Consider the following 21,138-nt stretch of genomic DNA (forward strand, 5'->3'; position numbering starts at 1 on the left):
GAAGCGTGTTGATCCACACTCCCGTTATATTGACCAAAGTTGGCGATCAGCCGGCGCTTGATGGGGTGGTATTGAGTCATGCTTCGTCCTTGAAACGGGGGCGCCAGGTGGGGGGGCGTTTGTCGAAGAAGGCCTGGATCCCCTCCTGGGCCTCGAGACCGACCCGTACCCGGGCGATGGTCTCGACGGTCTGCTCTTCGTGCTGGTGGCCTGGGCGCCCTTCGAGGGCGGCCAGCAGCCGCTTGGTCTCCTTCATCGCCTGGGGGCCGTTGCGACACAACCGCAGGGCCATGGCGCGTCCCTCCGCCAGCAACTGATCAGGCTGGCTGAGCCTGTGCACCACGTTGAGTCGGCAGGCGGTGATGGCATCGAAAGGCTCCGCGCTCAGCATGTAGCGGCGGGCCTGGCGCATCCCCATGGCGCGCACCACGTAGGGGCTGATCACCGCAGGCACCAGTCCCAGGGTCACCTCGGAGAGGCAGAAGCGGGCATTTTCGCTGGCCAGCACGATGTCGCAGGCGCAGACAAGGCCTAAGGCTCCGCCGTAGGCGGCCCCCTGCACCAGGGCCACCGTGGGGAAGGGCAGCTCGTCCAGTGCCTGCATCAGGTGGGCCAGCACCCGGGCGTCCTCGCGATTCTTGTCAAAGGCGCGGGGGTCGAACGCCTCCCCGGCCATCTTGCGCATCCACTCGAGATCGGCGCCCGCGCAAAAATGCGGCCCCTCGGCGCGCAGCAGCAGCACGTGGGGGCGGTCGGCCAGCGGCTGGCCGTGGGCCAGCTCGTCGAGGCAGTCGAGCAGCCCCTGCATCAGGTCGGCATCAAGGGCGTTGTGACGGGCCGGGCGGGCGAGCACCAGCTCGATCACCGGGCCGTGGCGCTCAAGGCGAAAATGGGCAAGGGGATCGTTGAAGAGCGGGTCTGACATATGAACTCCTTACATCCGGAAGATGCCGTACTGCCCAGGGCCAGGCTCGGCCCCCTGGCAGGCCGCCAGCGCCAGGGCCAGCACGGTGCGGCTCTGGGCCGGGTCGATGACGCCGTCATCCCACAGGCGAGCACTGGCGTAATAGGGGTGACCCTGGCGCTCGTACTGCGCGATCACCGGGGCGCGAATGGCGGCCGCCTCCGACTCGCCCAGAGTCTTGCCCTCGGCGGCGAGCTTGTCCCGGCGCACCTGCACCAGCACCCCGGCCGCCTGCTCGCCCCCCATGACGGAGATGCGGCTGTTGGGCCAGCTGAAGAGAAAATCCGGTTCATAGGCGCGCCCGCACATGCCGTAGTTGCCGGCGCCGAAGCTGCCGCCGACGATCAGGGTGATCTTGGGCACCCGGCTGCAGGCCACGGCGGTCACCAGCTTGGCGCCGTGCTTGGCGATCCCCTCTTTCTCCGCCGTACTTCCTACCATAAAACCGGTGATGTTTTGCAGAAACAGCAGCGGGATCCCCCGCTGGTTGCAAAGCTGGATGAAGTGGGCCCCCTTCTGGGCGCTGTCGCTGTGCAGCACGCCATTGTTGGCGAGGATCCCCACCTGCATGCCCTCAATGCGGGAAAAACCCGTCACCAAGGTAGTGCCGAACAACGCCTTGAATTCGTCAAACACAGAGCCATCCACCAGCCGGGCGATCAGTTCTCGTGCGTCATAGGGGCGCTTGAGACTGGTGCCCACCAGGCCGTAGAGCTCCTCGATGGGGTAGTGCGGCTCATCATAGGAGGGAGCGGATGGGGCGGGTGACGCCGCCGTCTGGTTGTCCCCCAGGTTGCTTACCAGGGTGCGGGCGATGGCCAGGGCATGGGCATCGTCCCGGGCCATGTGATCCGCTACCCCGGAGTGGGCGCAGTGTACCTCGGCGCCCCCCAAGGCTTCTGCGCTGATCTCCTCGCCGGTGGCGGCCTTAACCAGGGGCGGGCCCGCTAGAAAGAGGGTGGCCTGCTCCCTGACCATGATCGACTCGTCCGCCATGGCGGGCACGTAGGCGCCGCCGGCGGTGCAGAGCCCCATCACCACCGCCAGCTGGGGGATGCTCTGGGCCGACATGCGAGCCTGGTTGTAGAAGATGCGGCCAAAATGCTCCCGGTCGGGGAACACCTCGTCCTGCATGGGCAGGAAGGCACCGCCGGAATCCACCAGATAGAGGCATGGGAGGCGCAGTCGCTCGGCAATGGCCTGGGCGCGCAGGTGCTTTTTCACCGTGAGGGGGTAGTAGGTGCCGCCCTTCACGGTGGCGTCATTCACCACCAGCATGCACAGGCGCCCCGAGACCCGTCCGATGCCGGTGAGGATGCCGGCAGCGGGCACCGGTTCGTCATAGACCTGCCAGCCAGCCAGCGCCGACAGTTCGAGAAAGGGGGAACCCGGGTCCAGCAGCTGGTCGATGCGCTCCCGGGGCAGCAGCTTGCCACGGGCCTGGTGGCGGGCGTTGTTGGCAGCACCGCCGCCCAAGGCTATCTCCTCCAGGCGGGCATTGAGATCGTCGACCAGTGCCTGCATGGCGGCCCGATTGGCCTCATAGTCGGGGCTCGCGGTGTCGAGACGGGAGTGGATCCTGCTCATGCGCTCTCTCCCATCAGCTCGCGGCCGATGAGCCAGCGGCGGATCTCCGAGGTGCCGGCGCCGATCTCGTAGAGCTTGGCGTCCCGCAGCAGGCGGCCGGTGGGGTATTCGTTGATGTAGCCGTTGCCGCCGAGCAGCTGGATGGCATCGAGAGCCATCTGGGTGGCGTTCTCGGCGGCAAACAAAATGGCGGCGGCGCAATCCTTGCGGCTGGTGCGGCCCTGATCGCAGGCGCTCGCCACCGAATAGACCAGCGCCCGGCTGCTGGCGAGGCGGGTATACATGTCGGCGAGCTTGCCTTGCACCAGCTGGAACTCGCCGATGGCCTGACCGAACTGCTTGCGCTCGCGCACATAGGGAAGCACCACGTCCATGCAGGCCTGCATGATGCCAAGGGGCCCGGCCGCCAGCACCACCCGCTCGTAGTCGAGCCCGCTCATCAGTACCTTGACCCCGCCGTGCAGGGGGCCCAGCAGGTTCTCCTGCGGCACCCGGCAGTTGTCGAACACCAGCTCGCAGGTACTGGAGCCGCGCATGCCGAGCTTGTCGAGCTTCTGGGCGGTGGAAAAACCGGGAGTACCCGCCTCGACGATAAAGGCGGAAATCCCTTTGGGCCCGGCGGCGGCATCGGTCTTGGCATAGATGACGAAGGTGTCGGCATCGGGCCCGTTTGTGATCCACATCTTGTTGCCGTTCAGCACGAAGTGATCCCCCTCGCGCACCGCGGTGAGGCGCATGCTGACCACGTCGGAGCCGGCACCCGGCTCGCTCATGGCCAGCGCCCCCACGTGTTTGCCGCTGACCAGATCAGGCAGGTATCTCGCCTTCTGATCAGGGGTGCCGTGGCGGTGGATCTGGTTGATGCAGAGATTGGAGTGGGCGCCGTAGGAGAGGCCGACCGAGGCGCTGGCGCGGCTCACCTGCTCCATCACCAGCACATGGGCCAGATAGCCGAGGTTCACCCCGTCATACTCCTCCGCCACCGTGATGCCGTGCAGCCCCAGCTCACCCATGCGGGGCCAGAGATCCCGGGGGAAAGCGTTGCTCTGATCGATCTCGCTGGCGCGCGGTGCGATCACTTTCTGGCAGAAAGCCTCGACCTGTTCGGTCAGGGCCTGGAGGGTTTCATCCATCAGGGCATGCATCCGTGCTCTCCTTGGTGCAGTGGACTGCCGATTTCCCCTGCCATCAGGGTGATGACTGGTCAGTCCATTCGTGATTCAAGTTTACGTTAGCGTAAACGTAAATGAGTTGTTAGTCTAAGGTAAATTCGATGGCAGCCCGTCGCAAGGGCTACCCGGGCAGAGGAGCGCAAGGAGTGAACAGGATGTGCAACAGCAACATGGATGTGGCCGGCCTGCAGTGGCCTGCCATCGCCTGCCAACGGGCCAGGAGGGGGGCATGAGCCAGCATCACACCCAGTACGGGGATCTGCCGCTCTACATCGGTGGCGAGGCGTGTCCGTCCGCAAGCGACGAGTGGATAGAGGTGACCGACCCGGCGGACCAGCATCTGCTGGCGCGGGTGCCGAAAGCTACCTCTGCGGAAATTGAGCTGGCGGTGCGCACCGCTCACGAGGCCTATCTGCTGTGGCGAGAAGTGCCGACCTCCGAGCGGGCCCGGGTGATGTTCAACTACCAGCATCTGTTGAAAGTGCATCACGACGAGCTGGCGACCCTGCTGGCCCAGGAAACCGGCAAGAACCTGGCGGACGCCAAGGGGGACGTCTGGCGCGGCATCGAGGTGGTGGAGCAGGCCTGCGCCATTGCGAGCCAGACCCTGGGGGAGACCATGGGCAACGTGGCGCGCAGGGTCGACGGCCACTCCTGGGTGCAGCCTCTCGGGGTCTGCGTCGGCATCACGCCGTTCAACTTTCCGGCCATGATCCCGCTCTGGATGTTCCCGCTGGCGGTGGCCTGCGGCAACGGCTTCGTGCTCAAGCCCTCCGAGCAGGATCCGCTCACTCCCATGCGCCTGGCCGAGCTGTTTACCGAGGCGGGGGCCCCCAAGGGCATTCTGTCGGTGGTGCATGGCGGCGCCGAGCAGGTGGATGCGCTGCTGGCCCATCCCGATATCAAGGCAGTCAGTTTCGTGGGCTCGGCCCGGGTCGGCGGTCACGTCTATCGCAGCGCCACGTCACAGCTCAAGCGCGCCCAGTGTTTTGTCGGCGCCAAGAACCACATGGTGATCATGCCGGATGCCAACAAGGCGCAGGTACTCGGCAACCTCGTGGGAGCGGGAGTCGGCGCCGCCGGTCAGCGCTGCATGGCCATCAGCGTGGCGGTGTTCGTGGGGAGCGCCCGGGAGTGGATCCCCGAGCTTGCCGCCGAGTTCGCCAAGGTGAAACCCGGCGTCTGGCACGATCCCGAGGCGGCTTATGGCCCCCTCATCAGCCCGGAGGCGAAAGTCAGGGTGGAGGGGCTTATCGAGGCGGGGATTGCCGAGGGAGCCGAGTGCCTGCTGGACGGCCGTTTTTGCGACGTACCCGGCTACCCGGTGGGCAACTGGGTGGGACCAACCCTGTTTCGCGGCGTGACCCCCGAGATGCGCATCTACCGGGAGGAGATCTTCGGGCCCGTGCTGGCCTGCCTCGAGGTGGGGAGCCTCGACGAGGCGCTCGCCCTCATCAACGCCAACCCCTATGGCAACGGCACCTCCCTCTTCACCGGCTGTGGCGCCGCCGCCCGCAAGTTCCGCCACGAGGTGGCGGTGGGCCAGGTAGGGATCAACGTGCCCATCCCGGTGCCGCTGCCGTTCTTCTCCTTTACCGGCTGGCGCGGCTCCTTCTACGGGGATCTGCACGCCTACGGCAAGCAGGCGGTGCGTTTTTACACCGAGACCAAGACGGTGACGGAGCGCTGGTTCGACGAAGACATTCCCAGCGGCCCCAATATGACCATTCAGCTGCGCTGACGGCAGGGGTTGCCCACTTTGCCCGAGTGCCCCCATTGACAGCAACGGATCGACGGAACAAGTACAAAGGAAGCGAACAAGATGGATTTTACCCTGACCGAATCCCAACGGGCCTGTGTCGAGTCGGCCGGCGCCTTCGCCGATCTGGCGCTCAAACCCCACGCCGCGCGCTGGGACAGGGAGCACGAGTTCCCCATCCCCACCATCAAGCAGGCGGCGGCGCTGGGCCTGTGTGGCCTCTATACCCCGGAGCAGTATGACGGTCTGGGCCTGAACCGGCTCGATGCCAGCCTCATCTTCGAGCGCCTCGCCATGGGCTGCACCTCCACCACCGCCTATCTCACCATCCACAACATGGTGAGCTGGATGCTGGGCAGCTGGCTGCCTGCCGAGGTGGCCGAGGAGTGGGTACCTCGGCTGGCCAGCGGCGAGCTGCTGGGATCCTACTGCCTCACCGAGCCAGGGGCGGGCTCCGACGCTGCGGCCCTCAAGACCCGCGCCGTGCGCGATGGCGAAGAATACCTCCTCGACGGCAGCAAGGTGTTCATCTCGGGCGCCGGCAGCACAGACGTGCTGGTGGTGATGGCCCGCACCGGTGGCGAGGGGGCCAAGGGGATCTCTGCCTTCATGGTACCGGCCCAGACCCCCGGCGTGAGCTACGGCAAGGCGGAGGAGAAGATGGGCTGGAACAGCCAGCCGACCCGGGAGGTGAACTTCAGCGCCGTGCGCATTCCCGCTCGCTTCCGGCTGGGGGAGGAGGGGGAAGGGTTCAAGTTCGCCATGCAGGCGCTCGATGGGGGGCGCATCAACATCGCCAGCTGTTCGCTGGGCACAGCTCAGCAGGCTCTCAACGATGCCCTGGCCCATGTGCAGCAGCGCCAGCAATTTGGACACCCGATCAGCGAATTCCAGAGCGTGCAGTTTCGCCTGGCCGACATGGCCACCGAGCTCGCCGCCGCCCGCCTGCTGGTGCGCCAGGCGGCCGCCAAACTCGATGAGGGCAGTCCGGACAAGAGCGCCTGGTGCGCCATGGCCAAGCGTTTTGCCACCGACGTGGGGCACCGCATCTGCGACGACGCTCTGCAACTCTTTGGCGGCTATGGTTATATCCGCGAGTATCCGCTCGAGCGCTATCTGCGCGATACCCGGGTGCACCGCATTCTGGAAGGGACGAATGAAGTGATGCGGCTCATCATCGCCCGCCGCCTGCTGGCCGACCCCGGCCTGTCGCTGGAGTAGCGGGAGGGGCCTGCTCTGAGGACGCAGTCGGCGCGTCCTCAGGCTTTGTGAGCCAGGTGCAGGTTGGCTCCATTCAACCCTGTCATCATGGGGCAGTTTTTTTGACAAGGACAACGCAATGACAAGGATCAGGCTCGAATATCACGGCCACGTGGCCTACATCACCCTCGATCACCCACCCGCCAACACCTGGACGCTCGCCAGCCTGAAAGCCTTCTTGCAGATGATGGTGGAGCTGGATGGTCGCCCCGACGTGGTGGCCCTGGTGATCCGCGGTGCCGGAGAGAAATTCTTCTGCGCCGGCGCCGATCTCAAGATGTTCGCCGACGGCAGCCTGGCGCATGCCCGCGAGGTGGCCGAGGCCTTTGGCCACGCCTTCGAGGCGCTGGCCCGCTTTCACGGGGTCAGCATCGCCGCCATCAACGGTTATGCCATGGGAGGGGGGCTCGAAGTCGCGCTGGCCTGCGACATCCGCATCGCCGAGCAGCAGGCCAAGCTGGGGTTGCCGGAGGCCTCGGTGGGCTTGCTGCCCTGCGCCGGCGGCACCCAGCGCCTCACCGAGCTGGTGGGGCCGGGCTGGGCCAAGCGGATGATCCTCTGCGGCGAGAAGGTGAGCGCCACCCTGGCCTACGAGATGGGGCTGGTGGAGGAGGTGGTGACCGAGGGACACGCCTGGGAGGCGGCGCAGCAGATGGCCCAGCTGGTGGAGCGACAGAGCCCGAGCGCCCTGCGCGCCTGCAAACAGCTCATCAATCAGGGGCGAAGCACCCACAGGGACGCGGCGCTGCCACTCGAGCGCAGCCTCTTTCTCGCCCTGTTTGACGATGCCAACCAGCGCGAAGGGGTGGCGGCCTTCCTGGAGAAGCGGGCCCCGCGCTGGCGTTACGACCAATTCAAACCGAAAGAGTGAGGGAGCGAAGGATGAATGAGGTATTGATGGCGACCCGCCATGTCGCAGGGGCAGATACCCGGTCTGCGGGGGCTGCCCATGAGTGAGCCCGTGCGCATCGAGACCCGCCCCACGGCGGATGGCCGCCACATCGGCATGCTGACTCTGGACAGCCCCGCCTCCCTCAATGCCCTGAGCCTTGAGATGATCCAGTTGTTGCAGGGGGCGTTGACCCGCTGGGAGCAGGATCCGGCCATCGTCTGCGTGTTGTTGCAAGGGGCCGGCGAGAAGGCATTCTGCGCCGGTGGCGACATCCGCTCCTTTTATTACCGCAAGCAGGAGGGGAACGAGTCGGCACTGTTTGGCTATGCCCGCGATTTCTTTCTGCAGGAGTACCGGCTCGATCACCACATCCACTGCTACGGCAAGCCCCTTGTCTGCGTGGCGGACGGCATCTGCATGGGGGGCGGCATCGGTCTCTTTGCCGGGGCCGGTTTTCGGGTGGTGACCGAAAAGAGCCTGTTCGCCATGCCGGAGGTGACCATAGGCCTCTATCCGGACGTGGGGGCCAGCTGGTTTTTGAGCAGGATGCCGGGGCGGCTCGGACTCTGGCTCGGCCTCACCGGGGCCCGCTTCAACGGGGCGGATGCCATCGGCCTGGGTCTGGCGGATCACGCCATGGCGAGCCGTGAGCGGATGGAGCTGCCAGCGCGCCTCGCCGCCCTCGACTGGTCCGCAGGCGACCCCGGCGAGCAGATCGAGGCGCTGCTCACCGATTTGCAGGAGGCTCCTGGTCAGGCATTGCCGCCTCCCGTACTGCTGCCCCACCAGGAACGCATCGATGCGCTGTTGGCCGGCCGCTCCCTGCAAAGGGTGCTGGCACGCCTCGAGGACGCCGAGCTGGACGAACCGGGGCTGGCTCAGGGGCGGGAGACCTGCCTTCGCGGCAGCCCCATCAGCCGCGCCATTCTCTGGCGCCAGTTCTGGCGGGCACGGCGCCAGTCCCTGGCCGAGGTGTTTGCCGACGAGTTGGCCCTCTCGGTCAACTGCGTACTCAAAGGGGATTTTGTGGAAGGGGTGCGGGCCCTGCTCATCGACAAGGACAAGTCCCCTCGCTGGCAGGCCCCGCAGGCAGGGGAGGCCTGGCTGGATGCCTTCTATCGCTGGCCCGAGGGGGACAACCCCTTGCGCCTCCGCTGACGCGGGATCACACACAAGGAGCACACCATGACAAGGATTGGGTTTATCGGGCTTGGCAACATGGGGAGCCCCATGGCCGCCAACCTGGCCAGGGCGGGGCACAGGGTGCAGGTGTTTGATCTGGTGCCCGAGAGCCTGAGCCGGGCCATCGAGGCCGGCTGCATTGCCGCCGGGAATGCCCGGGAAGCGGTGAGCGGCTGCGAGCTGGTCATCAGCATGCTGCCGGCGGGTGAGCACGTGCGCAGCCTCTGGCTGGGGGAGAGTGCCGGTGAGCGGGGCGGCCAGGATCTGCTGGCCGCCCTGTCGCCCGGCGCCCTGGTCATCGACTGCTCCACCATAGACGTGGCTTCGGCCCGTCAGGTGGGGGCGGCGGCGAAGGCGCGCGGCATCCGTTTTCTCGATGCACCCGTCTCGGGAGGCGTGGCCGGTGCGGCGGCGGGCACGCTCACCTTCATCGTTGGCGGCGAACAAGCGGATTTTGAAGCGGCCAGACCCGTGCTCGCCTGCATGGGGCAGAACCTGTTTCACGCCGGGGCGCTTGGCGCTGGCCAGATCGCCAAGATGTGCAACAACATGCTGCTCGCCATCCATATGGCCGGCACCGCCGAGGCGCTGGCGCTCGGGGTCAAGGAGGGGCTGGATCCCGCCGTGCTCTCCACCATCATGGGCAAGAGTTCGGGCAACAACTGGAGCCTGGAGCGCTACAACCCCTGGCCCGGTGTGATGGAAAATGTGCCGGCGTCGCGTGGGTATACAGGGGGCTTTATGACCCGGTTGATGGTCAAGGATTTGGGGCTCGCCATGGCGTTGGCGGAACATGCCCACAGCGCCGTGCCCATGGGGGCCCTGGCCCGCAACCTCTTCAACCTGCACGGGAGCCAGGGCCAGGAGAACAAGGATTTCTCCAGTATCCTCGAGCTCTATCGGGACAAAACTGCGCCGGGTTAAGGGCCGCTATCTACCTTTTTACCCGATAGTCTTTGACTCGACAGTCACCGGCCATCTCACCAGGAGCATTTATGGATATCACACGGAAAGTCATTGCGATCACGGGGGCGGGCAGGGGGCTCGGGCGCGCCATCGCCCTGAGTCTGGCGGAGCAGGGGGCCGTGCTTGCCCTCATCGACGTCAACCGCACCGATCTGGAGGTGACCGAGGCGGAGGTGCGCAGCCGTGACGGCCGCTGCGCCCTGTTCGTCTGCAACGTGGCAAGCGAGCCGGAGGTCGAGGCGACCTTCGCCGCCATCAAGGATCAGTTCGGTGCCCTGCACGGCCTCGTCAACTGTGCCGGCATCCTGCGCGACGGCATGCTGATCAAGGTGAAGGAGGGGGCACTGACGGAGAAGATGAGCCTGGCCCAGTGGCAGAGCGTCATCGACGTCAACCTCACCGGCACTTTCCTGTGCGGGCGCGAGGGGGCGGCGCTGATGGCCATCGGCGGGGAGGGGGGCGTCATCATCAACATCTCCTCCATCGCCCGGGCCGGCAACATGGGCCAGAGCAACTATGCCGCCAGCAAGGCGGGGGTGGCCTCTCTGGTGGTCACCTGGGGGAAGGAGCTGGCCCGTCATGGCATCCGGGTGATGGGCATCGCCCCCGGCGTCTTTGCCACCGACATGACGGCGGCGATGAAACCCGAAGCCATGGCCCGCATGCAGCAGGCCATCCCGGTGGGCACCCTGGGGCAGGCGGCGCAGCTGGCCCAGACGGTGCAGTTCATCCTTGCCAACGACTATCTGTCGGGGCGGATGATCGAGCTGGACGGCGGCTTGAGGCTCTAGTCCCCCCCTGCATATACCCTCTCTGACGCCCCTCCTGCAGGGGCGTTTTTACAGGGGAAAGGCCCCAGCGCAAGGATGCATAGCCATGCAGGTCCGGCTTTTGAAAAGCGGGGCGACATCATTAAAAGTCGTGAAATATCAACGGGTCTTTCTTAATTTGAACCAGCTCACAGGCACCCCGGGTCAGTGCTGTAAAATTGCGCGCGGTCAAGGCGGCTCATGATTGACGGCAAGAGGGATTGCGGCCGGAATAGTCATGCAATATAGTTGCCGCCTTTTTCACGGGGTACGGATTTCTAGCCCCTCCCATGTCGCGCGCTGTATGAATACGGATGCTCAGCCGCCGCCTAATAAAACAGGTTTGAGATGGACAAGAAACTGGGGCTGGGTGCCCTCATTTCGCTGGTGATCGGCTCCATGGTCGGTGCCGGGGTTTTCAGTCTGCCGCAAAACATCGCAGCGCACGCCAGTGCCGGGGCCGTCGCCCTGGGATGGGCCATCACGGGGATCGGCATGATCTGCCTCGCCCTGGTCTACCAGAATCTCTCCATGCGTCGACCGGATCTCGATGGCGGCATCTTCAGCTACGCCAAGGCAGGGTTCGGGGATTTCGTCGGCTTCAACGCCGCCTGGGGTTACTGGCTGTGCCAGCTGCTGGCCAACGTCTCCTACGCCATCGTGGTGTTCAGTGCGCTGAGCTACTTCTTCGACACGCCGGACAATGTCATCTTCGGTGACGGCAACACCCCGGTCGCCATCACGCTCGCCTCCCTGCTCATCTGGTCGGTGCATGCCCTGGTGCTGCGTGGCATCCAGGTGGCAGCGCTGGTGAACATCGTCACCACCATCGCCAAGATGGTGCCCCTCATCGTCTTCTGTGTAGCCATCCTGCTCGCTTTCAACATGGAGACCTTCACCCTGGATCTCTGGGGGCAGGGGAGTCCCGAGCTCGGCTCCGTGATGGATCAGGTCAAGTCCACCATGAAGGTGACCCTCTGGGTCTTCATCGGCATCGAGGGGGCCGTGGTGGTCTCCGCCCGTGCCCGCCATCGCAAGGACGTGGGCCGCGCCACCGTGCTGGCGCTGCTCGGCGCCCTGGCGCTCTACGTCATGGTGACCCTGTTCTCCCTGGGGGTCATGAACCAGCCGCAACTGGCGGCCCTCAAGAACCCCTCCACCGCCATGATCCTGGAAGCCGTGGTCGGCCCCTGGGGCGCCTGGCTCATCAACATCGGCCTGGTGATCTCGGTGATGGGGGCCCTGCTGAGCTGGACCGTGCTGGCGGCGGAAGTGCCCTACATAGCTGGCAAGACCGGGGTCTTCCCGGCCTGGTTCGCCAAGGAGAACAAGAACGGTTCCCCCAAGGTGTCGCTCTGGTGCTCCACCTGCCTGGTGCAGATCTTCCTCATCATCATCTACTTCCAGAACAGCACCTACCTGGCGCTGGTGAACATCGCCACCTCGGCGGCCCTGGTGCCCTATGTCTTCTCCGGTGCTTACGGTCTCAAGCTGGCGTTGAAAGGGGAGACCTACGCGGACCAGCCCCATCAGCGCAAGCGCGACCTGCTGCTGGCCCTGGTGGCCACCGTCTATGGCTGCTGGCTGGTCTATGCCGCCGGAGTGGAGTACCTCTTGCTGGTGGCGCTGCTCTACAGCCCGGGGATCTTCATCTACTGGAAGGCGCGCCAGCACCACGGCCTGCGCAGCCTCAACCGGCTGGAGCAGGGGATGACGGCAGCCCTGCTCGGTTGCGCCGTGCTGGCGTTCTACAAGGTGATGGACGGTACCATTCCCCTGCATTAATCGGCACAATAAAGAGATGGCAAGATGCCATCTCTTTTTTATGGATAATGGCGGTCAAGTTGACCGCTGTTTCGTTATTGAAGGAATGTTTATGCTGTTTGTGGGCTATCTGGTGTTGGGCGCCTTCGCGGGCATGCTGGCCGGGCTGTTCGGTATCGGCGGCGGCCTCATCATCGTCCCCGTGCTGGTCCTGAGTTTTCACGCACAGGGCGTGGCGCCGGAGATCATCACCCATCTGGCCCTCGGCACCTCGCTGCCCACCATGATCTTCACCGGTTTCAGCTCCCTGCGTGCGCACCAGGAGGCCGGGGCGGTAGACTGGGGGATGATTCGGCGCCTGGGCGCCGGCATGCTGGTCGGTGCCTGGCTCGGCGGCATGACCGCCAACCTGCTGAGCGCCAGCACCCTCAACATCATCATCGGCTGCTTCGCCTGGACCATGGCCCTGCAGATGGGGCTCAATTTGAGGCCAAAAGCGGAGCGACACATGCCGGGCCCCCTTGGTACCGGGATCGCGGGCACTGTCATCGGCTGGATGTCGGCCTTGTTCGGCATCGGTGGCGGCTCGCTGACCGTGCCTTACCTCACCTGGAATTCGGTGCCCATGCGCAACGCCGTGGCCGCCTCCGCCGCCTGCAGCATGCCCATCGCCCTGGCAGGCAGCCTCAGCTACCTCTATGCGGGTTGGGGAGACGCCGATCTGCCCGAGTGGAGCGTCGGATTCATCTATCTGCCGGCCCTGCTTGGCATCGTGCTCACCAGCACCCAGTTTGCCCGTCTGGGCGCCAGACTGGCACACAGAATGTCACCCCGGCGGCTCAAGCAGGCCTTTGCCCTGCTCATGTTGCTGGTGGGTGCCAAATTCATGCTCTTTAGCTGAACCCTTGGCCAGATTGTTGAAAAATAAGGCGAACGGCTCGCGATGCGGTAGAAAGCCATTGCATTGAGGGGCCAGTTTGCCTATTCTCCTCGCCGGTGGTCCTATTGGTCCTCTCGCATTGATAACCCGTCGACCTGGTCAGGACCGGAAGGTAGCAGCCAAGGCGGGGGACTCGAGTGCCGGGATGTGGCTGGTAGGGCCACCACCTGTTTCTGCTATTCAACAAGTTACAGCTAATACCCCCTTCAGACCTCATGGTAATCCACTTCATGTGGATGAATCAGGAGTCTTCAAAGTGCATTTTCAGCTCTCTTCACATGCTATTTGCTCTACCGCAAGGTGAGCCTGTGCCCTATGGGCGTTCATCAGGCTTCAGACCGCGCCTGGCTCAAACTTCCTCTTGATCTTCAGCACTGTCCCCTTGAGATCATGCTTTCCCTCAGTCACCTCCCGTGGCCTCTATGGCCCAGCCATCTTCTGACTTTCAGCACTGCAAGCTCTTGCAGTACGCCATCTGACGCCTCCTTTTGTTGGCGCTGGCAGAGCAGGTGAGGCCATGCGCTTGACGCGACACCATGCCGGGGCCACGCGGCAACGCGACCCCCTCTGGTGGCGGGAGCTCGGAGAGGCTATCTTGCCGTTGCTGGAGACGCCGGGCACCGGTTTCATGCGGTGCAGCTCTTCCGCTCTGTTTTACGGAAGTTGCGGCCCCGTGCAGGGGTTGCTCCCGACTCACCAGATACCAGGCTGGCAGGCGTGTCAGATTGCAGAACCCGTCAGCCTCTTTTCGCGCCCTTGAGGGGTGCCGTTTTCTGTGGTTGCTCAAAGGAGCCCTGATGATTGGCATGATCGCATCTCTACTCAAACCGGGCCTGCCCGAACACCCGGACTCCTCGCAATATCAGGGGGGCCGGTTCAACAATGCCGTGACACCCCAGGCGCGAAGCCTCTGGGAAGGGGCCAGGCTCTGGTGGGACTTCCTGTTCGCCAAGCCTGAGGGCACGGTGCCGGATCGCGCCATTCCGGTACAGGTCATGACCCGGGAGGGGCTCATCGCGGCGCCGGACAACAGCGTGTGGCGCCTCGGCCACTCCACTCTGCTGCTGAAGTTGCAGGGCACGTTCTGGCTGACGGATCCCGTGTTCAGCGAGCGGGCCTCGCCGGTGCAGTGGTTCGGCCCCAAGCGCTGGCATCAGCCGCCCATCACCCTGGAAGCGTTGCCTCCCATCGAGGGGGTGATCCTCTCCCATGATCACTACGACCATCTCGATCACGGGGCCATACTGGCGCTGCAGGAGAAGGTCGGCCACTTCATCACGCCCCTCGGGGTGGGGGCGCGCCTCATGGCCTGGGGGATTGCGAAGGAGAAGATCCGCGAACTGGACTGGTGGCAGCAGACCCGAGTGGGCGGTGTCACCCTGGTAGCGACCCCGGCCCAGCATTTCTCCGGCCGTGGCCTCGGGGACGGCAACCAGACCCTCTGGGCCTCCTGGGTCATTCGCGGCGAGGGGGTCAACCTCTTCTTCAGCGGTGACAGCGGCTACTTCGACGGTTTCAAGGAGATTGGCAGGCGCTACGGTCCGTTCGACGTGACCTTCCTCGAGACCGGGGCCTACGACAAGCGCTGGGAGCTGGTGCACATGCTCCCGGCGCAGACGGCGCAGGCGTTTCACGATCTCGGGGGGAAATGGCTCTATCCAGTGCACAACGGCACCTTCGATTTGGCCATGCACCGCTGGAACGACCCGCTTGAGCAGATTGCCCGACTGGCTGCGGAGCAACAGATCCCCCTGACCACGCCTGTCATGGGGGAGCCTCTGGAGGTGCTGAGCCCCCATGAGGGCAGCCCCTGGTGGCGCGATTGACCTGAGTGCCCTCCAAAGACGGTGTCACCCCTCAAAGGGGCGTGCGGGAGGTTGGGGCCGGGCCCTGTGAGCGCCCCCGCTGCCTCCCCATCCTCTGCGCCGGACCCGCGACGGCCAGGCGGGGAGGGCGCACGGGAGCGCCTTGCCCGCGTTATCTTCTGCCACCAGAGTCTTGCTGATACCTCACTCGGGCTGGGCGGCAACCTGGCGCTTGAAGGGACCTGGCTTGTTGGCTTTGCGGTGTTCCGAAACCAGGATCAGCAGGCGCTGCAGGGCGATGAAGCTGAACAGCAGCAGGCCGATGATGATCTTGGTCCACCAGGAGCTGAGGGTGCCGTCGAAGTTGATGTAGGTCTGGATCAACCCCTGGATCAGCACCCCGAACAGGGAGCCGAAGACGGTGCCCACCCCGCCGCTCAGCAGGGTGCCGCCGATGACCACGGCGGCGATGGCATCGAGCTCCACCCCGACGGCGGCGAGCGGATAGCCCGCCGAGGTATAGAGCGCAAACACGATGCCTGCCAGGGTCGCCAGGGTGGTGGAGAGCAGGTAGATGCGAATGGTGGTGTGGCGCACCGAGATCCCCATCAGGGCCGCCGAGGTGGCGTTGCCGCCGATGGCGTAAACGTTGTTGCCAAAGCGGGTGCGGTTGGCGAGCAGGATGCCGAAGACCACCACCGCCAGCATGATGAGGGCCAGCAGGCTCAGGCGACCGCCACCCGGTATCTTCCACGACAGGCTCGACAGGTAGGTGAAGGTGGGGTGATCGATGGGCAGGGACTGCTCGGAGATGAGAAAACTGGCCCCCCGCAGGAAGAACATGCCCGCCAGGGTGATGATGAAGGCGGGGATCTTCAGGGTGTCGATGAGCCAGCCCATGAGGGCGCCAAAGCCTGCCCCGAGCACCAGCACCAGAGGGATGGCCAGCACGGGGCTGACGCCCAGCTTCCCGATGAGGGTTGCCAGCAGCACGCCGGTGAAGGCGATGACGGCCCCCACCGACAGATCGATGCCCCCCGAGAGGATGACGAAGGTCATGCCCACCGCCACAATTCCCAGAAACGCGTTGTCCGTCAGGATGTTGCAGATGATGCGGGTGGACATGAAGGCAGGGAAGGAGGCCAGGCAGAGCAGATAGCCCAGCACGAAGACCATGATGGTCACCATCAGGGGGAGGTTGCGTTTAAACATGGCGAGTCCCTCGCTGGAAGAGGTGGTTGAGGGCCGGTGATTGCATGACCAGCACCGCCAGCACCACCAGGGCTTTGACGATCTGGTTCCACTGGGGCTGGTAGCCGGAGAGCAGGATCCCGGTGTTCACCCCTTGGATGATCAGTATGCCGATCAGGGAGAGGGCGAGGTTGAAGCGCCCCCCCATCAGGGAGGTGCCTCCTATCACCACCGCCAGAATAGCGTCCATCTCGAGCCAGAGCCCGGCGTTGTTGGCATCGGCACCCCGGATGTCGGCGGCGACTATCATGCCGGCGACGGCGGCCATCATGCCGCTCAGCAGGTAGGTGGCGATCACCACCATGGGGGTGTTGAGCCCGGCGTTCTTGGCGGCCTTGATGTTGATCCCCACCGCTTCGATGAAGAGGCCGAGGGCGGTGCGCTTGGTCAGCAGCCAGAGCAGCAGCGCCATGCCCAGGGTGATGATGACCGGGGTGGGCAGATAGAAGAGGGAGCCGCTGCCGATCCAGGCGAGGGCGTCGTTGTTGAAGGTGATGATCTGCCCCTCGGTGATGAGCTGGGCGATGCCCCGGCCCGCCACCATGAGGATCAGGGTGGCGACGATGGGCTGGATCTTGAACACCGCCACCAGCAGGCCGTTCCACAGGCCGCACAGAAGGCCCACCCCGATGACGGCGGCGAAGATGACCGGCAGGCTGTGACCGCCGGTGGCCAGGCTGGCCATGGTGGCCCCGCTGATGGCCATGACGGCGCCCACCGACAGGTCGATGCCGCCGGTGGCGATCACCAGCGTCATGCCGAGGGAGAGCAGGGCCACCGGGGCACAGCGGTTGAGGATGTCGATGAGGCTGCCAAACAGCCGCCCATCCTGGATGTGGATGGCGAAGAAGTTGTCGGCGACCAGGGCATTGATGAGCAGCACGCACACCAGGGCGGCGCACTGGGCCGAGCCCGTGGGCCACTCCCTGCGGGCGCGCGACCCCTTGGCGAGGGGAAGAATGGATGACGTCATATCAGGCCTCACATGCAATGGCGTTCATGATGGCAGGGACGCTCAGGGCGTCCGTCGCAAGCTCTGCCACCTGTTTTCTGTCACGAAGGACGATCACCCGATCGGCATAGCCCACCAGCTCCTCGAGCTCGGAGGAGATGACCAGCAGGGCCAGCCCGTTGGCACAGAGGGATTCGATGAGGCGGATGATCTCGGCGTGGGCCCCCACGTCGATGCCCCGGGTGGGCTCGTCCAGGATCAGGAACTGCGGCTTGGTGAGCAGCCAGCGGGCGAGCAGCACCTTTTGCTGGTTGCCCCCGGAGAGAAACTGGATGGGCTGCTCCGGTCCCGGGGTCTTGATGGCCAACTGCTCGATGAGGCGGGCGGTGATCTCGTCCTGTTCCTTGCGAGACAGGGGATGCAACCAGCCCCGCTGGGCCTGCAGGGCCAGCACCATGTTCTCCCGCACCGAGGCCGAGGCGATGATGCCGGCGCTCTTGCGATCCTCCGGGCAGAAACCAAAGCCGTTGGCGGCCGCCTGGCGTGCAGAGCGGATGGTCACCGGCTTGTCCCGCACCCGGCACTCGCCGCTGTCGCTCGGCACTATGCCGAACATCAGCTCGGCGGTCTCGGTACGACCGGACCCGAGCAGGCCGGCGAGACCCACTATCTCCCCGGGCATGACGTCGAGACTGAAGGGGGCGATGATTCCCCGCTTGCCATAGTCCCTGAACGACACCATGGGCTGGTTGCTGCGCCGTGTCTTGCCCGCCCGCTTGAGGGCATTGTCGTCCAGCTCGCGTCCCAGCATCATCTTGACCAGCTCCAGTTGTGGCAGTGCCTGGGTGTCGCGGGTGCCGACCAGCTCGCCGTTGCGCAGCACTGTGATGCGATCGCTGATGGCGTAGACCTGATCGAGAAAATGGGTGATGAAGATGAGGCTCACCCCCTGATCCCGCAGGCGCGTCATGAGGGAGAAGAGCATCTGGACTTCGCTGGCATCCAGGCTCGCGGTGGGCTCATCCAGGATCAGGATCCTGGCGGAGAGTGACACCGCCCGGGCGATGGCCACGATCTGCTGCATGGCGACCGAATAGTGGTTGAGGGGCAGGGTGACATCCATCTCGAAGCCGTGGCTGGCCATGATGGCGCTGGCCTGCCGGGTCATGGCGCCCCGGTCGATGAAGCCGAAACGGCGGGGCTCATGGCCGATGAAGAGGTTGTCCGCCACCGACATGTTCGGCAGCAGGTTGACCTCCTGATAGACGGTGCCTATCCCCAGACGCTGGGCATGGGCGGTGTCCGTCGGGGAGATGGGGACGCCATCGAGTTCGATACGGCCGGCGTCTCGCTGATAGACACCGGTGAGGGTCTTGATCAACGTGGACTTGCCGGCCCCGTTCTCGCCGAGCAGCGCCATGATCTCTCCCCGGCGCAGGGAGAAGTCCACCTGATGCAGGGCCCGTACTCCGGGAAACGCCTTGCATATTCCGCGGGCATTCAATACGACATCGTGAGTGTTCTCTGACATGAACATTGGCTCTCCGATATAGCGCGCCATACAAGTTCAATCACTTATATGGCGCGCTATGTGACAGTCTGGCGGGGGAGCGGGATTAATAACCCATGTCTTTTTTCAGCTCGAGCTGCGCCTCGGCACTCCCGGGCTCAAACAGTTTGGACTCCGTCTTGATATGTTTGGGGGGCAGGGTGCCATCTTTCTTATAGGCCAGCAGGGCATCGAAGGCCGGTCCCGCCATATTCGGCGTGAGCTCCACCGAGGCATTGGCTTCGCCTGCGATCATCGCCTTGAAAATATCCGGCACGCCATCGATGGAGATGATCTTGATATCCTTGCCCGGTTTCAGCCCGGCCTCTTTAATGGCCTGGATGGCGCCGATGGCCATGTCATCGTTATGGGCGTAGACGGCGCAAATATTCTTGCCGCTATTTTCCGCCTTGATGAAGCTCTCCATCACTTCCTTGCCTTTGCTGCGGGTGAAATCGCCGGACTGGGTGCGGATGATCTTGATGGTGGGCACGGCCGAGACGGTGTCGAGGAAGCCCTTCTTGCGATCCAGCGCCACGCTGGCACCCACAGTGCCCTGCAATTCAACCACGTTGCACGGTTTGCCATCCTGCTGCTTGATGAGCCACTGGGCTGCCACTTCCCCTTCGTGGACGCTGTCGGCGGCGACCCCGGTCATGAAGAGACCGTCATCTTTTACCGTGATATTGCGATCCAGCAGGAAGACCGGGATCTCGGCCTCTTTCGCCTCCTGCAATACCGGCTCCCAGCCAGTCTGTACCACGGGGGCAATAAAGATGGCATCCACCCCCTGGGCAATAAAGGAGCGAATGGCCTTGATCTGGTTCTCCTGTTTCTGCTGGGCATCGGCAATTTTCAGGATGATGCCGCGTTTTTGGGCTTCGCTCTTGGCGACCGATGTTTCTGCAGCTCGCCACCCGGATTCAGAACCAATTTGCGAGAAGCCCACGGTCATCTCTGCAGAATATGCAGTGGCCGAGAGAATAAGGGTGCTGATAATGCTCGCCAGTTTCACTTTTTTATACATATGACACTCCTTTGTGATGCATGGTGAAATAAACCGGAACACGTCAGGTTTTTATTGTACGGGTCAAGGTTATAGGCTCTTGAATTAAACGGCGGGAGGTGGCTCACAGAAAATTTTCAGCAGCACGATGCTTCATACAAACAGCAGAAGAGTTCATATATCGAGCCCTGCCTGTATTGATTTTTATGCATATTTATTTAATTAGGCAACCATTGTGTCCAGAGTGCCACCTGCTTTTTGCCCCCGGTATCGGGGGCGCAGGCACGCAGATGAGGGGCCCTCGTCAACGAAGAGGGGGATATTCCCCTGGCACAGGCGACCCTTCGGGGTGCACCGCTGCCAGCAGATAATCCACGAAGGCCCGGACCCGGGCCGAGAGGTGACGGTGCTGTGGATAGAGGGCGTAGAAGGGGCGGGATCGCCCCGCAAAGGGGGTCATCACCTCGATCAGCTTGCCTTGCAACAGCGCCTCGGCTGCCACGAAATGGTAGATCTGGAACAGACCGCCCCCAGCCACCGCCCAGCCCAGGCCCGCCAGCACATCGTCAAGCACCCGCTGTCTGCTCTGAACATGAAGGTCGACAGGGTCCCCCTGCTCGTTCACGAACTGCCAGGGGAAGGGGCGACCCGTGCTCGGGGTGATGAACTGGATCAGATCATGTTGCGACAGCATCTCCAGGGAGGTTGGCGCGGGGCGGCGGGCGGCATAATCGGGGGCGCAGAAGACCCCGAGGCTGGCATCCTCCAGCTTGCGGGCGATGATCCGCCCATCGCGCGGCTCTCCCAGCCGGATGGCCAGATCGTAACCATCCTCCACGAAGTCGATGTTCCTGTTGGAGACATTGAGCTCCAGTTCGACCTCGGGATAGGCGGCCATGAAGCCTGGCAGCAGGGGCACCAGACGGTGGTGGGCATAGACGGTGCCCACGCTGATGCGCAGCACTCCTTTGGGGTGGCGCTGGCGACCGGTGATGGCCCGCTCGGCCTCGGCGATCTGCTCGAGGGCCTGCTGGCACTGCTCCCGATAGAGCTCCCCGTCATGGGTGAGGCGCACGCTGCGGGTGGTGCGATGGAAGAGTTTGACGCCGAGCCTGGCCTCGAGACGCTGGATGGAGCGGCTCACCGAGGCGGGCGTTACCCCCAGTACCTGAGCCGTGGCGGTAAAGCTGCCAAGTTCGGCTGCCTTGCAAAAGAGCTCTATGGTGCCGAGCTGGACGGGGTCGAAGGCACGGGACATATGTTCACCCATGTAAATAATG

General features: G+C 64.3%; 17 protein-coding genes and 1 other RNA gene. 10 read left to right on the plus strand and 8 right to left on the minus strand.

What is annotated here, in order from left to right; genetic code table 11:
• Positions 1–76: 76 nt before the first annotated feature.
• The 3 genes from I6L32_RS16615 to I6L32_RS16625 are packed head-to-tail and all read right to left on the minus strand — an operon-like array spanning position 77 to position 3,696.
• Positions 77–925: an enoyl-CoA hydratase-related protein gene (locus I6L32_RS16615; RefSeq protein ID WP_042878770.1), complete on the minus strand. Its 849-nt coding sequence runs from the start codon at positions 923–925 to the stop codon at positions 77–79.
• Between the two features lie 9 nt (positions 926–934).
• Positions 935–2,551, minus strand: a complete 1,617-nt coding sequence (locus I6L32_RS16620; RefSeq protein WP_216944210.1) for a carboxyl transferase domain-containing protein — start codon at positions 2,549–2,551, stop codon at positions 935–937.
• A complete protein-coding gene (locus tag I6L32_RS16625; protein WP_151028040.1) occupies positions 2,548–3,696 on the minus strand; it encodes an isovaleryl-CoA dehydrogenase in 1,149 nt (382 codons plus the stop codon). The genes I6L32_RS16620 and I6L32_RS16625 overlap by 4 nt, the downstream gene beginning before the upstream one ends.
• A gap of 256 nt (positions 3,697–3,952) precedes the next feature.
• Here I6L32_RS16625 and I6L32_RS16630 point away from each other — a divergent pair, with 256 nt between their 5' ends.
• From I6L32_RS16630 to I6L32_RS16675, 10 genes are all read left to right on the plus strand, one after another.
• The gene (locus tag I6L32_RS16630) at positions 3,953–5,464 is read left to right on the plus strand and encodes a CoA-acylating methylmalonate-semialdehyde dehydrogenase (RefSeq protein WP_216944212.1); all 1,512 of its coding nucleotides are present in this window, start codon (positions 3,953–3,955) and stop codon (positions 5,462–5,464) included.
• 81 nt (positions 5,465–5,545) lie between these two features.
• The gene (locus I6L32_RS16635; RefSeq protein WP_069784715.1) at positions 5,546–6,703 is read left to right on the plus strand and encodes an acyl-CoA dehydrogenase family protein; all 1,158 of its coding nucleotides are present in this window, start codon (positions 5,546–5,548) and stop codon (positions 6,701–6,703) included.
• Positions 6,704–6,821: 118 nt separating this feature from the next.
• A complete protein-coding gene (locus tag I6L32_RS16640; protein WP_069784716.1) occupies positions 6,822–7,613 on the plus strand; it encodes an enoyl-CoA hydratase in 792 nt (263 codons plus the stop codon).
• A gap of 78 nt (positions 7,614–7,691) precedes the next feature.
• Complete coding sequence (locus I6L32_RS16645; RefSeq protein ID WP_069784723.1) at positions 7,692–8,792, plus strand: enoyl-CoA hydratase/isomerase family protein; 1,101 nt, start codon at positions 7,692–7,694, stop codon at positions 8,790–8,792.
• Positions 8,793–8,819: 27 nt separating this feature from the next.
• Entirely contained in the window at positions 8,820–9,740 is a 921-nt protein-coding gene (mmsB, locus tag I6L32_RS16650; protein ID WP_069784717.1) for a 3-hydroxyisobutyrate dehydrogenase, read from the plus strand.
• Between the two features lie 71 nt (positions 9,741–9,811).
• Positions 9,812–10,573 carry an SDR family oxidoreductase gene (locus I6L32_RS16655; RefSeq protein WP_113725435.1) on the plus strand — a complete coding sequence of 254 codons (762 nt, stop codon included), beginning with the start codon at positions 9,812–9,814 and terminating at the stop codon, positions 10,571–10,573.
• 366 nt (positions 10,574–10,939) lie between these two features.
• Entirely contained in the window at positions 10,940–12,376 is a 1,437-nt protein-coding gene (gene arcD / locus I6L32_RS16660; protein ID WP_069784719.1) for an arginine-ornithine antiporter, read from the plus strand.
• A 91-nt stretch (positions 12,377–12,467) separates the two neighbouring features.
• Positions 12,468–13,256: a sulfite exporter TauE/SafE family protein gene (locus I6L32_RS16665; protein WP_042014760.1), complete on the plus strand. Its 789-nt coding sequence runs from the start codon at positions 12,468–12,470 to the stop codon at positions 13,254–13,256.
• A 102-nt stretch (positions 13,257–13,358) separates the two neighbouring features.
• Positions 13,359–13,455: signal recognition particle sRNA small type (gene ffs / locus I6L32_RS16670), an RNA gene on the plus strand.
• Between the two features lie 637 nt (positions 13,456–14,092).
• Positions 14,093–15,121, plus strand: coding sequence for an MBL fold metallo-hydrolase (locus tag I6L32_RS16675; protein ID WP_053288487.1), 1,029 nt, complete (start codon positions 14,093–14,095; stop codon positions 15,119–15,121).
• Between the two features lie 183 nt (positions 15,122–15,304).
• On the opposite strand, the gene yjfF is transcribed toward I6L32_RS16675, so the two are convergent.
• The 5 genes from yjfF to I6L32_RS16700 form a co-directional block, all read right to left on the minus strand.
• Complete coding sequence (yjfF, locus tag I6L32_RS16680; protein ID WP_010674604.1) at positions 15,305–16,312, minus strand: galactofuranose ABC transporter, permease protein YjfF; 1,008 nt, start codon at positions 16,310–16,312, stop codon at positions 15,305–15,307.
• The gene (gene ytfT, locus I6L32_RS16685) at positions 16,305–17,324 is read right to left on the minus strand and encodes a galactofuranose ABC transporter, ATP-binding protein YtfT (protein WP_010674605.1); all 1,020 of its coding nucleotides are present in this window, start codon (positions 17,322–17,324) and stop codon (positions 16,305–16,307) included. The genes yjfF and ytfT overlap by 8 nt, the downstream gene beginning before the upstream one ends.
• A 1-nt stretch (position 17,325) precedes the next feature.
• On the minus strand, positions 17,326–18,834 hold the full coding sequence (ytfR, locus tag I6L32_RS16690; RefSeq protein WP_053288938.1) for a galactofuranose ABC transporter, ATP-binding protein YtfR: 1,509 nt from the start codon (positions 18,832–18,834) through the stop codon (positions 17,326–17,328).
• Positions 18,835–18,919: 85 nt separating this feature from the next.
• Positions 18,920–19,879 (minus strand): galactofuranose ABC transporter, galactofuranose-binding protein YtfQ, encoded by a 960-nt coding sequence (gene ytfQ, locus I6L32_RS16695; protein ID WP_010674607.1) that lies wholly within the window; start codon positions 19,877–19,879, stop codon positions 18,920–18,922.
• Positions 19,880–20,162: 283 nt separating this feature from the next.
• Entirely contained in the window at positions 20,163–21,116 is a 954-nt protein-coding gene (locus I6L32_RS16700) for a LysR family transcriptional regulator (protein ID WP_081000950.1), read from the minus strand.
• Positions 21,117–21,138 lie beyond the last annotated feature (22 nt).

It is taken from the genome of Aeromonas sp. FDAARGOS 1402 (assembly GCF_019046925.1).
Lineage (GTDB): Bacteria > Pseudomonadota > Gammaproteobacteria > Enterobacterales > Aeromonadaceae > Aeromonas > Aeromonas caviae.

Excerpts from the sequence above, each read along its gene's own strand:
- I6L32_RS16620 (WP_216944210.1), bottom strand. The coding sequence starts at position 2,551 with ATGAGCAGGATCCACTCCCGTCTCGACACCGCGAGCCCCGACTATGAG.
- I6L32_RS16625 (WP_151028040.1), bottom strand. The coding sequence starts at position 3,696 with ATGCATGCCCTGATGGATGAAACCCTCCAGGCCCTGACCGAACAGGTC.
- yjfF (WP_010674604.1), bottom strand. The coding sequence starts at position 16,312 with ATGTTTAAACGCAACCTCCCCCTGATGGTGACCATCATGGTCTTCGTG.
- I6L32_RS16645 (WP_069784723.1), top strand. The coding sequence starts at position 7,692 with ATGAGTGAGCCCGTGCGCATCGAGACCCGCCCCACGGCGGATGGCCGC.
- I6L32_RS16655 (WP_113725435.1), top strand. The coding sequence starts at position 9,812 with ATGGATATCACACGGAAAGTCATTGCGATCACGGGGGCGGGCAGGGGG.
- I6L32_RS16700 (WP_081000950.1), bottom strand. The coding sequence starts at position 21,116 with ATGTCCCGTGCCTTCGACCCCGTCCAGCTCGGCACCATAGAGCTCTTT.
- ytfQ (WP_010674607.1), bottom strand. The coding sequence starts at position 19,879 with ATGTATAAAAAAGTGAAACTGGCGAGCATTATCAGCACCCTTATTCTC.
- I6L32_RS16630 (WP_216944212.1), top strand. The coding sequence starts at position 3,953 with ATGAGCCAGCATCACACCCAGTACGGGGATCTGCCGCTCTACATCGGT.
- I6L32_RS16675 (WP_053288487.1), top strand. The coding sequence starts at position 14,093 with ATGATTGGCATGATCGCATCTCTACTCAAACCGGGCCTGCCCGAACAC.
- I6L32_RS16665 (WP_042014760.1), top strand. The coding sequence starts at position 12,468 with ATGCTGTTTGTGGGCTATCTGGTGTTGGGCGCCTTCGCGGGCATGCTG.
- I6L32_RS16635 (WP_069784715.1), top strand. The coding sequence starts at position 5,546 with ATGGATTTTACCCTGACCGAATCCCAACGGGCCTGTGTCGAGTCGGCC.
- I6L32_RS16640 (WP_069784716.1), top strand. The coding sequence starts at position 6,822 with ATGACAAGGATCAGGCTCGAATATCACGGCCACGTGGCCTACATCACC.
- I6L32_RS16615 (WP_042878770.1), bottom strand. The coding sequence starts at position 925 with ATGTCAGACCCGCTCTTCAACGATCCCCTTGCCCATTTTCGCCTTGAG.
- ytfR (WP_053288938.1), bottom strand. The coding sequence starts at position 18,834 with ATGTCAGAGAACACTCACGATGTCGTATTGAATGCCCGCGGAATATGC.
- mmsB (WP_069784717.1), top strand. The coding sequence starts at position 8,820 with ATGACAAGGATTGGGTTTATCGGGCTTGGCAACATGGGGAGCCCCATG.
- arcD (WP_069784719.1), top strand. The coding sequence starts at position 10,940 with ATGGACAAGAAACTGGGGCTGGGTGCCCTCATTTCGCTGGTGATCGGC.
- ytfT (WP_010674605.1), bottom strand. The coding sequence starts at position 17,324 with ATGACGTCATCCATTCTTCCCCTCGCCAAGGGGTCGCGCGCCCGCAGG.